Annotated in this window: 12 protein-coding genes; 8 read left to right on the forward strand and 4 right to left on the reverse strand. The window is 46.4% G+C overall.

The window, feature by feature from the left end:
- Nucleotides 1-60 precede the first annotated feature (60 nt).
- The 3 genes from F0232_RS11830 to F0232_RS11840 are packed head-to-tail and all read left to right on the forward strand — an operon-like array spanning nt 61 to nt 2,363.
- Nucleotides 61-1,005: a virulence factor BrkB family protein gene (locus tag F0232_RS11830; protein WP_032498328.1), complete on the forward strand. Its 945-nt coding sequence runs from the start codon at nt 61-63 to the stop codon at nt 1,003-1,005.
- Nucleotides 977-1,411 (forward strand): D-aminoacyl-tRNA deacylase, encoded by a 435-nt coding sequence (gene dtd, locus F0232_RS11835; RefSeq protein ID WP_004741469.1) that lies wholly within the window; start codon nt 977-979, stop codon nt 1,409-1,411. The genes F0232_RS11830 and dtd overlap by 29 nt, the downstream gene beginning before the upstream one ends.
- A gap of 16 nt (nt 1,412-1,427) precedes the next feature.
- Nucleotides 1,428-2,363: a bifunctional GNAT family N-acetyltransferase/hotdog fold thioesterase gene (locus F0232_RS11840; RefSeq protein ID WP_004741468.1), complete on the forward strand. Its 936-nt coding sequence runs from the start codon at nt 1,428-1,430 to the stop codon at nt 2,361-2,363.
- A gap of 44 nt (nt 2,364-2,407) precedes the next feature.
- On the opposite strand, the gene F0232_RS11845 is transcribed toward F0232_RS11840, so the two are convergent.
- The 4 genes from F0232_RS11845 to hslR all read right to left on the reverse strand — a co-directional run bounded on the left by F0232_RS11845 (nt 2,408) and on the right by hslR (nt 7,778).
- On the reverse strand, nt 2,408-4,378 hold the full coding sequence (locus F0232_RS11845; RefSeq protein ID WP_105057731.1) for an AsmA family protein: 1,971 nt from the start codon (nt 4,376-4,378) through the stop codon (nt 2,408-2,410).
- 153 nt (nt 4,379-4,531) lie between these two features.
- Nucleotides 4,532-6,157, reverse strand: coding sequence for a phosphoenolpyruvate carboxykinase (ATP) (gene pckA, locus F0232_RS11850; RefSeq protein ID WP_105057732.1), 1,626 nt, complete (start codon nt 6,155-6,157; stop codon nt 4,532-4,534).
- A 337-nt stretch (nt 6,158-6,494) separates the two neighbouring features.
- Nucleotides 6,495-7,373, reverse strand: coding sequence for an Hsp33 family molecular chaperone HslO (gene hslO, locus F0232_RS11855; protein WP_105057733.1), 879 nt, complete (start codon nt 7,371-7,373; stop codon nt 6,495-6,497).
- An 18-nt stretch (nt 7,374-7,391) separates the two neighbouring features.
- Nucleotides 7,392-7,778, reverse strand: coding sequence for a ribosome-associated heat shock protein Hsp15 (hslR, locus tag F0232_RS11860; RefSeq protein ID WP_004741464.1), 387 nt, complete (start codon nt 7,776-7,778; stop codon nt 7,392-7,394).
- 330 nt (nt 7,779-8,108) lie between these two features.
- Between hslR and gspC the strand changes: the two genes are divergently transcribed.
- The 5 genes from gspC (at nt 8,109) to gspG (ending at nt 14,309) form a co-directional block, all read left to right on the forward strand.
- The gene (gene gspC / locus F0232_RS11865; protein ID WP_105057734.1) at nt 8,109-8,990 is read left to right on the forward strand and encodes a type II secretion system protein GspC; all 882 of its coding nucleotides are present in this window, start codon (nt 8,109-8,111) and stop codon (nt 8,988-8,990) included.
- Nucleotides 8,991-9,031: 41 nt separating this feature from the next.
- Complete coding sequence (gspD, locus tag F0232_RS11870; protein WP_061033111.1) at nt 9,032-11,056, forward strand: type II secretion system secretin GspD; 2,025 nt, start codon at nt 9,032-9,034, stop codon at nt 11,054-11,056.
- Nucleotides 11,056-12,558, forward strand: coding sequence for a type II secretion system ATPase GspE (gene gspE, locus F0232_RS11875; RefSeq protein WP_061033112.1), 1,503 nt, complete (start codon nt 11,056-11,058; stop codon nt 12,556-12,558). Before gspD ends, gspE begins: the two co-directional genes overlap by 1 nt.
- A 1-nt stretch (nt 12,559) precedes the next feature.
- Nucleotides 12,560-13,783, forward strand: coding sequence for a type II secretion system inner membrane protein GspF (gspF, locus tag F0232_RS11880; protein WP_061033113.1), 1,224 nt, complete (start codon nt 12,560-12,562; stop codon nt 13,781-13,783).
- Nucleotides 13,784-13,865: 82 nt separating this feature from the next.
- Nucleotides 13,866-14,309 carry a type II secretion system major pseudopilin GspG gene (gene gspG / locus F0232_RS11885; protein ID WP_004741459.1) on the forward strand — a complete coding sequence of 148 codons (444 nt, stop codon included), beginning with the start codon at nt 13,866-13,868 and terminating at the stop codon, nt 14,307-14,309.
- Nucleotides 14,310-14,354 lie beyond the last annotated feature (45 nt).

Here is a 14,354-nt window from a genome sequence, read left to right on the forward strand (position 1 = left end):
CTACGCTATTTTTGAACACTTATTCACTGTGATTGATATATCGGAATAATAATTAGGACTATGAACGAGTTACCAGGGAGTTACAAGTTGAAGATTACAAAGGTCGGCATACTTAGTATCCAGTATTTTCGCTACCTTTTAGCACGTATGACGCATGACCGAGTCAATGTGAATGCGGGCTATTTGGCGTACATTACCTTGCTTTCAATCGTACCCATGTTGACGGTTTTGCTCTCGATCTTGTCATCATTTTCCGTGTTCGCGGATGTGGGTATTGTGATTCAAAACTTCATCATTACTAACTTTGTTCCAGCATCAGGGGATGCGGTGCATGGTGCCTTGTTGGAGTTCGTTGCCAATACCGGCAAGATGACGGCGGTTGGTAGTGTGTTCTTATTCATCGCTGCGTTGATGCTGATCTCTAATATCGATAAGAACCTAAATTACATCTGGCGTGTTACTGAGAAGCGACGTGCAGTGCTGTCTTTCTCGATGTACTGGATGGTGCTCACTCTCGGGCCAATCTTGGTTGGGGCGAGCATTGCAGCCACCTCATATGTGACATCATTAAGCTTGCTACAAAACGAAGTGGTATCTGGCGCCTTTAATACTCTGATTCGCAAACTCCCTCTGATTCTCTCTTTCTTTGCGTTCTTTGGTTTATATCTACTGGTACCCAATAAGAAAATCCACTTTTCTCATGCAGCCGCTGGCTCTTTGGTAGCAGCATTACTGTTCGAACTCAGTAAGAAAGGCTTCGCTGCTTATATTACTCAGTTCCCTTCATATCAGGTGATCTATGGCGCGTTGGCGGCTATCCCGATTCTGTTTGTTTGGGTTTATTTATGCTGGCTGATCGTGCTGGTGGGTGCTGAGGTGACGGCTGCGCTCGGTGAGAAGGAAGAGTGGAGTGAGACGCAAAAAATAATGGTACACTCCACGGATAACGACAAAATCACAGAGCAAGGAAACAACAGTGATAGCACTGATTCAGAGAGTAAGTGAAGCTGCCGTCCGTGTTGATGGCGAAGTAGTTGGTGAGATTGAACAAGGCTTATTAGTACTATTAGGCGTAGAAAAAGGTGACGACGAAGCCAAAGCGAAACGTTTGATGGAACGAGTGACGACTTATCGTGTCTTTGGAGATGAAGACGATAAAATGAACCTCAACGTGAAGCAGGTGAATGGCAAGGTGCTAGTAGTTTCTCAATTCACACTGCCAGCCGATACCAAAAAAGGTACACGAGCAGGTTTTTCTCGTGGTGCTCATCCAGAAGATGCCGAGCGTCTTTACAATTATTTCTCTGACCAATGCGAATCAGTATTGCCAACGGAACGTGGCCGATTTGCAGCCGACATGAAAGTGTCTCTGGTTAATGATGGCCCAGTAACATTCTGGCTGCAGGTTTAAGCTTAAAGGAATAAGCATGTTTAAACTCATAACCCCAACCACCGAAAATCAACTGAACAAGTATTACCATTTTCGTTGGCAGATGTTGCGTGAACCTTGGCGAATGCCCGTAGGTTCTGAGCGTGACGAATACGATGGCATGAGTCACCATCGCATGATTGTAGATGGTCGAGGTCGTCCGATGGCGATTGGTCGTCTGTATATCACCCCAGATCTCGAAGGTCAGATCCGCTACATGGCGGTAAAAAACTCTCGCCGTAGTAAAGGCATGGGCTCACTGATTTTAGTCGCACTAGAGTCGCTGGCTCGCCAAGAGGGCGCTAAGCGCTTGGTGTGTAACGCGCGTGAAGATGCGATTTCATTCTATGAAAAGAACAGCTTTGAGCGTCGTGGTGAGATTAACGACCAACGTGGTCCTGTACGTCACCAACAGATGGTGAAGCCGCTTGATCCAATGGCGGACGTTTTGCGCAAGCCTGAATGGTGTAATGAGCTTCAGCAGCGTTGGGAGCACCAGATCCCTATCAGCGATAAGATGGGCATCAAGATAAACCAGTACACAGGTTATCAGTTCGAGTGTAGTGCTCAGCTAAACCCGAATCTGAACCCACATAACACCATGTTTGCAGGCTCTGCTTTTACGCTAGCAACACTGACTGGTTGGGGAATGACATGGTTACTGATGAAAGAGCGCGGTCTGACGGGCGACATCGTTCTAGCTGACAGTAATATTCGTTACCGCCATCCTGTGGAGCAAAACCCTGTCGCCTCTACTTCTTTAGATGGTATCAGTGGTGACTTGGATCGCCTCGCATCAGGAAGAAAGGCACGTATCATTATTCACGTGACCATCCACAGCGGTGATGTAGAAGCCGTAGAGTTTACTGGAACCTACATGCTTATCCCTGACTACAAGAAGATCCTGTCAAGTGACAGCAAGGTGAGCGAATAACTTCACGCTTGCTTGATGATAGGTTGAGTTATGGATTGAAAGCGCTACTCCCTTGGAGTAGCGCTTTTTTGTTGGCAGTCGCTAATCGCTGTGTACTCCGGTTGATCAAGCTTGCCAGAGATTTGGTTGCATGGGTCGGACAGCATAATTGAGAGAGTGTGTTGTTCAGTTTTAAGCAAGTCTAGCTCTCCAGAAACTTCGCCATTCAAAGTTTGAACTCTCTGTGAACCTTCCTCTGCAGCGGGTGCACCAATAATGTGCATCGGTTGAAGCGTGAAGCGACCACGGTCAAAACTCGCGTTGAGTTCAGGGATTTCAAACACGTTATCGGTCGAGGTTTCAGAAAGCGTATCGTTAAAGGTCATCACACCCTGACGAACGCTGCCTTTAAGTTGGCCTGTGGTTGAATAGCCCAACATGAGTGAATCGCCATATAGGCCAGAAGCTTGCAGTTCAAATTCACCATAGCCTGTGGCATCGAGTGGTAAGTCGAGTTGCTGCAGCATTGGCGAGATAGGTAAGCCATCCGCTGAGATATCGACACTCCACGGTTTGCTGACTTGGTTAAAATCGAGTGTTGCATTGGCTTCGATATACCCCTGCTTAAGTGGAGCAAATAGGCGTGTTAGAGTCCATTTCCCCTGGTCACTGTTCATTTCAATCACAGGTTGAGCGCTGAGAATACTTTGGTAGCTGGCATCGTTTGCGCTGGCCATCAGTTCTCCTTGCCACAATCCTAGCTTTCTATCCTGAAGCAGTTGAACTTGGTGTCCTTCAATGTGCAGCCTAGAGACTTGCCAGTAAGGCTTTTGTGCAAGTTGTATGAGCTGGGTGCGTTCTACATTCAATCGTTCTATAGAGGCTTGTTGAAGCTCTTTAAGCCAGGGTGAGAGGCGCGCTACTGGCTGTGTTTTATTTTGGCTTTCCGTGACCCATTTAATGCCCTGTAGGTCGAGCTGCACCAATCTAATGCTGCTAGGGGTGACCTCACCATTGAGCTGAACGGTGCCTTGCAGAAATTGAGTATAGAAATCTTCAATCAGTATCTGGTTTGGCTCTAGGCTTAGCTTGATATTTGGCTCGACAAACATGTCATCATCAACAGTGACTCCTTCGGCTTGCAGAGAGAAAAGCGCTTTCTGTTGTCTCCACAGTTCGAAAGGTAACTTGATGTTTTCTAGTGAAGCATCAAAGGCTGCAAGATGTCCGCTTTGCCATTCGATGTCGCTACGTAAAATATCTAAGCTGTTGATATGGTTGATACGAATGCCCGCTACATCCCACTCTTTGCTCACTAGGCTCTGAGTTTGCTGCTGGTTGAGGCGTAAGCCATCAACGGTAACGTTCACTAATGACCAATCATGCTTATATTGCTCTGCTTGCCCAGAAATTTTGGCTCCGCGCCACTCAAACGAAGCGCCATAAAGGGTGCTGTCGCTCGCTTTAAGGTCAAGGTTGATCAGAAGGTTATCGAAGGCTTCACCTTGCCAATAGAGTTGCGAAGCGGAAAGTTGGGTTTTGCCGTAAGGCAGCAGTGTTTGATTATTGCTAAAGGTTGGCTCGGCGATCTGTAGGTCGATGCCTCGCACATTAAAGCTGTTGGTTGAAAAATCCAGGTTATTGATCGCCAACTGGCGGAGCTTGAGCTTTTGTTCGGTTAACAGTGGTGAGAGCGTTTCTAGATCGTTCGCTTCCAACTGGATACCACTGATTAATACAGAGTCTAAGACGAGTTTGGCTTCAATGAGAGAGTCAGGGCTGAACCAGAGATCGACCTTATCGATATACAGAGGTGGTTGCTTTTCTGGTTGGGTATAGGTGATTCCCATTAGGGTGATGTGATAAGGCGCTTGATACTCGACATCTTCAATGACCACCGGTTGGTCAACCGTGTGCTTGATAAAAAAGTTAGCAACATCCGCACGGTATTGAGTCTGTAGGCTTAATAGCAACGCTGCGATAATCGCAACGGCGATAGCCAACACAATGCCGAACACCATGAATACCTTTTTCATTCCCTGAAAGCCTTACATTTCAATAGTCTTAAAACAGAGTGGAACAAAAAGGGGCAAGCATCAACAAAAAAGCCCCTCAAAAGAGGGGCTTGCTACAAAAATATCGTTTTAAATGGGCGTTCGCTTTTGGCTTAGCCCGAGCAGATGCTTGGATTAGTCGAGTTGTGGGCCTGCCGCAACCAGTGACTTACCTTCAGCGTTGTCAGTGTACTTATCAAAGTTATTGATGAAGCGTTCTGCTAGATCTTTCGCTTTGCTTTCCCATTGTAGTGGGTCTGTGTATGTGTCGCGTGGATCTAGGATCGCTGGGTCAACATCGTGCAGCGCTAGAGGCACTTCTAGGTTGAACATAGGGATAACCTTAGTGTCAGCCTTGTCGATAGAACCATCTAGGATAGCGTCGATAATGCCACGCGTATCTTGGATAGAGATACGTTTGCCAGTACCGTTCCAGCCCGTGTTTACTAGGTAAGCTTCAGCGCCAGCTGCTTCCATGCGTTTTACAAGTACTTCAGCGTACTGAGTTGGGTGAAGCGTTAGGAACGCCGCGCCGAACGCTGCAGAGAAGGTTGGAGTCGGCTCTGTGATACCGCGCTCTGTACCTGCTAGTTTCGCTGTGAAACCAGATAGGAAGTGGTACTTCGTTTGCTCTGGAGTCAGTTTAGAAACTGGTGGTAATACACCAAATGCATCAGCAGTCAGGAAGATAACCTTTTGAGCGTGACCTGCTTTTGATACTGGCTTAACAATGTTGTCGATGTGGTGAATCGGGTAAGAAACACGAGTGTTTTCTGTTTTAGAACCGTCATCAAAATCGATAGAACCATCGCCACGAACCGTTACGTTTTCTAGCAGTGCATCACGACGGATTGCATTATAGATTTCTGGTTCTGCTTCCTTAGATAGACGGATCGTCTTCGCGTAACAACCGCCTTCAAAGTTGAAGATACCGTCGTCATCCCAACCGTGCTCATCATCACCGATTAGTTCACGTTTAGGGTCTGTTGATAGCGTTGTTTTACCTGTGCCCGATAGGCCGAAGAATACCGCTACATCGCCTTTCTCACCAACGTTCGCACTACAGTGCATTGAAGCAATACCTTGCAGAGGAAGTAGGTAGTTCATCATTGCGAACATGCCTTTCTTCATCTCACCGCCGTACCAAGTACCACCGATGATTTGAACTCGCTCTGTTAGGTTGAAAGCAACGAAGTTCTCAGAGTTTAGGCCCTGTTTTTCCCAATTAGGGTTGGTTGTTTTAGCACCGTTCATTACCACGAAATCTGGCTCGAACGTTGCCAACTCTTCGTCTGTTGGACGAATGAACATGTTCTTAACGAAGTGCGCTTGCCACGCTACTTCAGTGATAATACGTACACTTAAGCGTGTATCTGGGTTAGCACCACAGTAACCGTCAATCACAAACAGGCGCTTGCCAGATAGCTGAGTTGTTACAAGCTCTTTTAGCTCGTTCCATACTTCAGTTGTGATCGGTTTGTTATCGTTTTTGCCTTGATCTGACCACCACATGGTATCGCGGGTCGTGTCATCTTTAACAATGTACTTATCTTTCGGTGAGCGGCCAGTAAAGATACCAGTGTCAACAGCAACAGCACCTAGCTCCGTTACTACGCCTTTTTCGTAGCCTTCCAAACCTGGCAGTGTTTCTTCAACGAATAACTGCTCATAGCTAGGATTGCGAAGAACTTCGGTAACGCCAGTAAGTCCGTGCTTAGTTAGATCAATTTGTGCAGCCTTAGTATGTTCCATAACGGTCATAGGTGCTCCTTGTAGGATATTTTGTAGGGATTTTGTATTAATTTTTTATTGTTATCTGCTCACCATGCTAGCAACGAGACTCGGGGGAAACAGGGATACAGCTCAAAAAATATCCATATTAACCATGGGGTTTTAAGTGTCTCGTCACATATTGGCCTAACTAGTCTATCCTGTACGCAAACCTTTGCGCTAGGGGCGGGAACATTATTAATTGATTAAAATTAAGCGGTGATTTTATTACGAGATGTTACGAAGTTTGCGCTATTTTGATCACAAAAAAGGCCAGCTTAGTGCTGACCTTTTTGGGGTAAATTACGTGTTTTTGGCACGACGTAAATTAATGAACCGTATTGCTGCCTTTATCTGCTGCTTCTGCATACAGTGCATCAACGTCGTTCTTGTCGAACGAGTAGTTCGTATCACAGTAATCACAGTGAAGAGCAACGCTACCTTCAGTACTTAGGATGTCGTAAATCTCTTCTTGAGCAACGGTAATGATCGCTGCTGCGCTGCGTTCACGAGAACAACCACAGAAGAATTCAACTGGCTGTGGTGTGAAAAGTTGTACTTTCTCTTGGTTGTACAAACGGTAAAGCAGTTCGTTTGCTTCTAGAGAGAATAGCTCTTCGTTTTTCACTGTGTCTGTTAGCTGTTCTAGGTGCTCGAAGTCATTTGGAGTACCAGTACCATCAGGCATAACTTGCAGCAACATACCTGCAGCGTGTGCTTTGCCTTCGTGCTCACCAGTACGTAGCCATAGACGAGTCTTAAGCTGCTCAGAGTTCGCGAAGTAACCTTCAAGTACTTGAGCTAGTGTGTCACCTTCAAGACCAACGATACCTTGGTAACGTTCACCTTTCTTAGGGTCGATAGTGATCACTAGGTGGCCTTTACCCATTAGGTCGTGTAGACCTGCGTCGTCAGCAATTTCGCCTTCAAAGCGAGCAACACCGCGAATCTTTTGGTTATGGTCGCCATTGATAACTGCTAGAGATACCGGGCCGTCACCTTGCAGCTGCATAGTGATAGAACCTTCAAATTTTAGGGTCGCAGTTAGTAGCGTAGTTGAAACCAATAGCTCACCCAGCAGCTTTTGTACTGGAGCTGGGTATTCCTTGCTAGAAATAATCTGTTGGTACGCTTCATCCATTTGTACCAATTCACCACGTACTGATAGGTCTTCAAATAGGTAGCGATTTAAAACATTGTTTGCCATTTGGCTATTCCTTCTAGCTTATTGATGCTTGAACTTGATGATGTCACGACGTTGCTTTTTATCAGGGCGACGCTCTGGAGCTGGGTTATGTGCATGCAGTTTACGCTGTTTTGCAAACTCTTCTCTTTTTGCCAAGCTCTCGGTGGTTTCTTCATAGAGGGTTTGAGCGATCGGTGCTCCACCACGATGGGCTGAGATTTTCTCGATCGTTACCGTCTTTTCTTCATTACCTTGGCGCAGTGTAATAACTGCCCCAAGTTCGACAATCTTACTTGGCTTGCTGCGCTGACCATTATAGTGGACTTTGCCACCATCGACCATGTTACGAGCAATAGACCGAGTTTTGTAAAAGCGTGCTGCCCACAACCATTTATCGAGTCTGACAGCTTCATTAGAAGTTTTCATATAGGGCTGTGCCTTATTAAGTGAGAAATGAATGCGGTTTAACTGTAGTGAACAGTGCGCAACATGTTTTTGATGATGCTTATCACATTAGGTAGAAGTTTTATGTGGAGGCGGTTAGCATTTTTTTCAAGTCATATTGCAAAATCGCTATGTAATGCCGATTTATCGATTTGCTATGATATAGTTCAAGATCTTATGCTTATATAAGCTCGGTATCGAACGAATGAATAAAAAAGCTGAAAGTTTAATAGTTTGCAGCGTTTGTTGTCATGAGAAGGGGCAAGGGAAGTGAACTTTTTAGAGCTCAAAAATCGTATAGGAAATTCTCCTATGTTGAGCCGCTTATTAGATAATGGATTTGTGCTTCAGCAGAAACTGAGTATCGCCACTTGTTGTGTACTCATTGCCGCTTCAGCATGGATTTTAGGACAACTTGTCTGGTTTGTTGAACCTGCCGAGCAAACGGTTGTGCCTTGGAAAGCAACGGTGTCGTCGTCTGCTACGCCTCAGTCGACTCTCGATATCTCTTCTTTACAACAGAGCAACATGTTTGGTGCCTATAACCCAAGCAAATCCGCAGTGGTTGAGCAACAAGTGATTCAAGATGCACCCAAGACACGCCTTAACCTCGTCTTGGTTGGTGCGGTTGCCAGTTCTAACCCTGAATTGAGCTTAGCGGTGATTGCCAACCGTGGTACGCAAGCGACTTATGGGATCAATGAACAGATAGAAGGCACCAGAGCTAAACTAAAAGCCGTGTTAATCGACCGCGTGATCATTGATAACTCAGGTCGTGATGAAACGCTGATGCTAGAAGGTATTGAGTACAAGCGTTTAGCGGTATCAGAACCTGCACCACGTCGTGCCTCTTCTTCAGTTCGTGGTAATAACCCGGCTTCTGCAGAAGAGAAGCTTGATGAGATTAAAGCGAAGATAATGAAAGACCCGCAACAAATCTTCCAATATGTTCGATTGTCTCAGGTGAAACGCGACGATAGTGTGATCGGTTATCGTGTGAGCCCTGGCAAAGATTCAGAACTTTTTAACTCTGTTGGGCTCCAAAACGGAGATATTGCAACTCAGTTAAATGGTCAAGATCTGACAGACCCAGCCGCGATGGGCAACATATTCCGTTCAATCTCAGAACTGACAGAGTTAAATCTGGTCGTTGAGCGAGATGGACAACAACATGAAGTGTTTATTGAATTTTAAAACTTTGCGTCTAACGAAAGACGAAAGTGTAGGAGAAGTACGTGAAGCATTGGTTTAAGAAAAGTGCATGGTTATTGGCAGGAAGCTTAATCTGCACACCCGCAGCCTTCGCTAATGATTTTAGTGCCAGCTTTAAAGGCACTGACATTCAAGAGTTTATTAATATTGTTGGCCGTAACCTTGAGAAAACGATCATCGTTGACCCATCGGTGCGCGGAAAAATTGATGTGCGCAGTTATGACGTACTCAATGAAGAACAATATTACAGCTTCTTCCTCAATGTATTAGAGGTTTACGGCTATGCGGTCGTTGAAATGGACTCAGGTGTTCTGAAGATCATCAAGGCTAAAGACTCTAAAACCTCTGCCATTCCTGTTGTCGGTGATCGTGATTCTATCGCGGGCGACAGCGTAGTAACACGCGTTGTTACCGTTCGTAATGTCTCGGTTCGTGAGCTTTCTCCTCTGCTTCGCCAACTGAACGATAATGCGGGCGCGGGCAACGTTGTGCACTACGACCCAGCGAATATCATTCTAATCACTGGTCGCGCGGCGGTTGTAAACCGCTTAGCTGAAATCATCAAGCGTGTTGACCAAGCGGGTGATAAAGAGATCGAAGTGGTTGAGCTAAAGAATGCTTCAGCTGCTGAGATGGTACGTATTGTCGATGCGTTGAATAAAACCACCGATGCGAAAAACACCCCAGCTTTCCTACAGCCTAAATTGGTTGCGGACGAGCGTACCAATGCAATCCTTATCTCAGGTGACCCTAAGGTTCGTAGCCGTTTAAGAAAGCTGATTGAGCAACTTGATGTTGAGATGGCAACCAAGGGCAACAACCAAGTTATCTACCTTAAGTATGCAAAAGCAGAAGACTTAGTTGATGTACTGAAGGGTGTGTCGGACAACCTGCAGTCAGAGAAGCAAACTTCAACCAAAGGTAGCTCATCTCAACGCGATAAAGTCGTGATTTCGGCGCACAGCGATACCAACTCGTTAGTCATTACCGCACAACCTGACATCATGAATGCGCTGCAAGACGTGATTGCTCAGCTAGATATTCGTCGTGCTCAAGTACTGATCGAAGCTCTGATTGTTGAGATGGCAGAAGGTGATGGAATTAACCTTGGTGTGCAGTGGGGTTCTTTAGAGAACGGTGGAGCAATTCAGTTCTCTAACGGTGGCCCCAAAATTGGTGAAGTAATGGTTGGTCTTGAAGAGGCTAAAGATACGACATCGACTACAGCTGTTTATGACTCAGATGGCAACTTTTTACGTAACGAAACTACCACAGAAGAGGGTGATTACAGTACGCTAGCTTCTGCGCTTGGCGGTTTGAATGGAGCTGCATTACCTATTGTTATGGGAGATTGGACAGCCTTGATCAGTGCCGTTTCGACTGATTCAAACTCAAACATCCTGTCTTCTCCAAGTATTACCGTGATGGATAATGGTGAGGCGTCGTTCATTGTTGGTGAGGAAGTACCGGTTCTTACTGGCTCGACGGCGGGCTCAAGCAACGACAACCCATTCCAAACCGTTGAGCGTAAAGAAGTCGGTATCAAGCTTAAAGTGGTTCCACAAATCAACGAAGGCAACTCAGTACAGCTGAACATTGAGCAAGAAGTATCGAATGTGTTGGGTGCAAATGGTGCAGTCGATGTTCGTTTTGCTAAGCGACAGTTGAACACATCAGTCATGATTGAAGATGGTCAAATGTTGGTACTTGGTGGCTTAATTGATGAGCGTGCACTAGAAAGCGAGGCAAAAGTACCAATCCTGGGAGATATTCCATACCTTGGTTACTTATTTAAATCTACTAGTACTCAGGTCGAGAAAAAGAACCTAATGGTATTCATCAAGCCGACCATTATTCGTGATGGTATGACGGCCGATGGTATTACTCAGCGTAAATACAACTTTATTCGTGCTGAGCAGTTGTATAAGTCAGAGCAGGGCCTGAAGCTGATGGATGACGATAATATTCCAGTGCTGCCTAAATTTGGCGAAAGCATGAGTTACCCGGCTGAACTTCAAGCCTTCATTGAACAGATGGAAACAGAATAATGGCTGAATTGGTAGGGGCGGCACGAACTTATCAGCGCTTGCCGTTTAGCTTTGCGAATCGTTACAAAATGGTGCTGGAGTATCAGCACCCAGAGCGCGCACCGACACTGTATTATGTTGAACCACTGAAATCAGCGGCGATCATCGAGGTGAGCCGTGTAGTGAAAGATGGTTTTACACCACAAGCGATCACTGCCGATGAATTTGATAAAAAACTGACCGATGCGTACCAACGTGACTCTTCAGAAGCTCGTCAATTAATGGAAGACATTGGTGCTGACAGTGATGACTTCTTCTCGTTGGCGGAGGAGCTGCCACAAGATGAAGACTTGCTTGAGTCAGAAGACGATGCGCCAATCATCAAGCTAATCAACGCGATGCTGGGGGAGGCGATCAAAGAAGGTGCTTCGGACATCCATATCGAGACCTTTGAGAAGTCGCTATCGATCCGTTTCCGTATTGATGGTGTGCTGCGTGATGTTCTTGCACCAAGCCGTAAATTGGCGCCGCTGCTCGTGTCACGTGTAAAGGTTATGGCGAAGTTGGATATTGCGGAAAAACGTGTGCCACAAGATGGTCGTATTTCACTGCGTATTGGTGGCCGAGCAGTCGATGTTCGTGTATCAACCATGCCTTCATCACACGGTGAGCGTGTGGTAATGCGTCTGTTGGATAAAAACGCGACCCGCCTAGATCTGCACAGTTTAGGTATGACGGCAGAGAACCACGAGAACTTCCGTAAACTCATTCAACGTCCGCACGGCATTATCTTGGTAACGGGTCCTACAGGTTCGGGTAAATCCACAACCTTGTATGCAGGCCTGCAAGAGCTCAACAGCAACGAACGCAATATCCTTACCGTTGAAGATCCAATCGAATTCGATATCGATGGTATTGGTCAAACACAAGTGAACCCTAAGGTTGATATGACCTTTGCTCGTGGTCTACGTGCGATTCTTCGTCAAGACCCGGATGTGGTGATGATTGGTGAGATTCGTGACTTAGAGACCGCGGAGATTGCCGTTCAAGCTTCTTTGACGGGTCACTTAGTGATGTCGACCCTCCATACCAATACCGCAGTTGGTGCGATTACGCGTCTGCGCGACATGGGCATCGAACCATTCCTTATCTCTTCTTCACTGCTGGGTGTTTTGGCCCAGCGCTTAGTTCGTACCTTGTGTAACGACTGTAAAGAGCCTTATGAAGCGGACAAAGAGCAGAAAAAGCTGTTTGGCTTGAAGAAGAAAGACAGCCTGACCCTTTACCATGCCAAGGGGTGCGAGCACTGTAGCCATAAAGGTTACCGAGGCCGTACTGGTATTCATGAATTACTGATGGTTGATGAATCGGTTCAAGAGCTGATTCACAGCGAAGCGGGTGAGCAAGCGATCGAGAAAGCAATTCGTGGCACAACCCCAAGTATTCGAGAGGATGGCTTGAGCAAAGTTCTGAAAGGGGTAACGTCCCTAGAAGAAGTGATGCGAGTGACCAAGGAAGTCTAGTATGGCGGCATTTGAATACAAAGCGCTGGATGCCAAAGGCAAAAGTAAAAAGGGCTCGATTGAAGCGGATAACGCTCGTCAGGCTCGTCAGCGCTTAAAAGAACAAGGCTTAATACCGGTTGAAATGGCTGAAGCCAAAGCAAAAAGCAGTAAGGGAGGCAGCGCGCCTTCTACTGGTTTTAAGCGTGGTATCAGCACGCCAGACCTTGCTTTGATTACTCGCCAAATTTCTACATTGGTTCAATCAGGCATGCCGCTAGAAGAGTGTTTGAAGGCCGTGGCAGAGCAATCGGAGAAGCCTCGCATTCGCACTATGTTATTGGCGGTTCGTTCTAAAGTGACGGAAGGCTACTCGCTAGCGGATAGCTTGGCTGATTACCCGCACATCTTTGACGAACTGTTCAGAGCCATGGTGGCGGCAGGTGAGAAATCTGGGCACTTAGACGCGGTACTGGAGCGATTAGCCGATTACGCCGAAAATCGCCAAAAGATGCGCTCTAAGCTGCTGCAAGCGATGATCTATCCTGTGGTGCTGGTGGTGTTTGCGGTGACTATCGTTTCGTTCCTATTAGCAACGGTAGTACCCAAGATCGTTGAACCAATCATCCAGATGGGACAAGAGCTTCCTCAATCGACCCAATTTTTATTGGCATCGAGTGAATTTATCCAGGATTGGGGCATCCAATTACTGTTGCTGATCATTGGTGTGATTGTGTTGATTAAGACCGCGCTCAAAAGACCGGGCGTGCGTCTAAGTTGGGATCGCAAATTGTTGAGTATCCCGCTGATCGGCAAGATAGCGAAAGGTATCAACACCTCTCGCTTTGCACGCACACTTTCAATTTGTACCTCAAGTGCGATTCCAATCCTTGAGGGGATGAAGGTTGCGGTTGACGTTATGTCGAACCACCATGTCAAACAACAAGTATTACAAGCATCAGATAGCGTGAGAGAAGGGGCAAGCCTGCGTAAAGCGCTTGATCATACTAAGCTCTTCCCGCCGATGATGCTGCACATGATTGCTAGTGGTGAGCAGAGTGGTCAATTAGAGCAGATGCTGACTCGTGCAGCCGATAACCAAGACCAAAGCTTTGAGTCGACGGTAAACATTGCGTTAGGCATTTTTACCCCGGCACTTATCGCTCTGATGGCAGGTTTGGTGCTGTTTATTGTGATGGCGACTCTGATGCCAATGCTTGAAATGAACAACTTAATGAGCGGCTAACACTGTTCGTAGAACGTTTTTGGATCATCGAGAAGAAGGACAATATTCCCCTCAACTCGTTGTCTGTAATTTGGAGAAAATAATGAAAAACAAAATGAAGAAACAATCAGGCTTTACTCTACTAGAGGTGATGGTGGTTGTGGTTATCCTTGGCGTGCTGGCGAGCTTTGTTGTACCTAACCTATTGGGTAACAAAGAGAAGGCTGATCAACAAAAAGCCATCACAGATATCGTCGCGCTAGAGAACGCGCTAGATATGTACAAGCTGGATAACAGCGTTTACCCAACAACGGATCAAGGTCTTGATGCACTTGTTTCTAAGCCAAGCAGCCCAGAGCCACGTAACTACCGTGATGGCGGCTACATCAAGCGTCTACCTAACGACCCATGGGGCAACGAGTATCAATACCTAAGCCCTGGTGATAACGGCACTATCGATATCTTTACACTTGGCGCTGATGGTCAAGAAGGTGGTGAAGGTATTGCTGCGGATATCGGTAACTGGAACATGCAAGACTTTCAGTAAGCCTAGGCTTATTGTCGCTTGACGCCGTTATTTGATGGTCGGACG

It is taken from the genome of Vibrio sp. T3Y01 (assembly GCF_013114525.1).
GTDB classification, from domain to species: Bacteria; Pseudomonadota; Gammaproteobacteria; order Enterobacterales; family Vibrionaceae; genus Vibrio; species Vibrio chagasii_B.

Excerpts from the sequence above, each read along its gene's own strand:
- F0232_RS11830 (WP_032498328.1), top strand. The coding sequence starts at position 61 with ATGAACGAGTTACCAGGGAGTTACAAGTTGAAGATTACAAAGGTCGGC.
- F0232_RS11840 (WP_004741468.1), top strand. The coding sequence starts at position 1,428 with ATGTTTAAACTCATAACCCCAACCACCGAAAATCAACTGAACAAGTAT.
- F0232_RS11845 (WP_105057731.1), bottom strand. The coding sequence starts at position 4,378 with ATGAAAAAGGTATTCATGGTGTTCGGCATTGTGTTGGCTATCGCCGTT.
- pckA (WP_105057732.1), bottom strand. The coding sequence starts at position 6,157 with ATGACCGTTATGGAACATACTAAGGCTGCACAAATTGATCTAACTAAG.
- hslO (WP_105057733.1), bottom strand. The coding sequence starts at position 7,373 with ATGGCAAACAATGTTTTAAATCGCTACCTATTTGAAGACCTATCAGTA.
- hslR (WP_004741464.1), bottom strand. The coding sequence starts at position 7,778 with ATGAAAACTTCTAATGAAGCTGTCAGACTCGATAAATGGTTGTGGGCA.
- gspC (WP_105057734.1), top strand. The coding sequence starts at position 8,109 with ATGTTGAGCCGCTTATTAGATAATGGATTTGTGCTTCAGCAGAAACTG.
- gspE (WP_061033112.1), top strand. The coding sequence starts at position 11,056 with ATGGCTGAATTGGTAGGGGCGGCACGAACTTATCAGCGCTTGCCGTTT.
- gspF (WP_061033113.1), top strand. The coding sequence starts at position 12,560 with ATGGCGGCATTTGAATACAAAGCGCTGGATGCCAAAGGCAAAAGTAAA.
- gspG (WP_004741459.1), top strand. The coding sequence starts at position 13,866 with ATGAAAAACAAAATGAAGAAACAATCAGGCTTTACTCTACTAGAGGTG.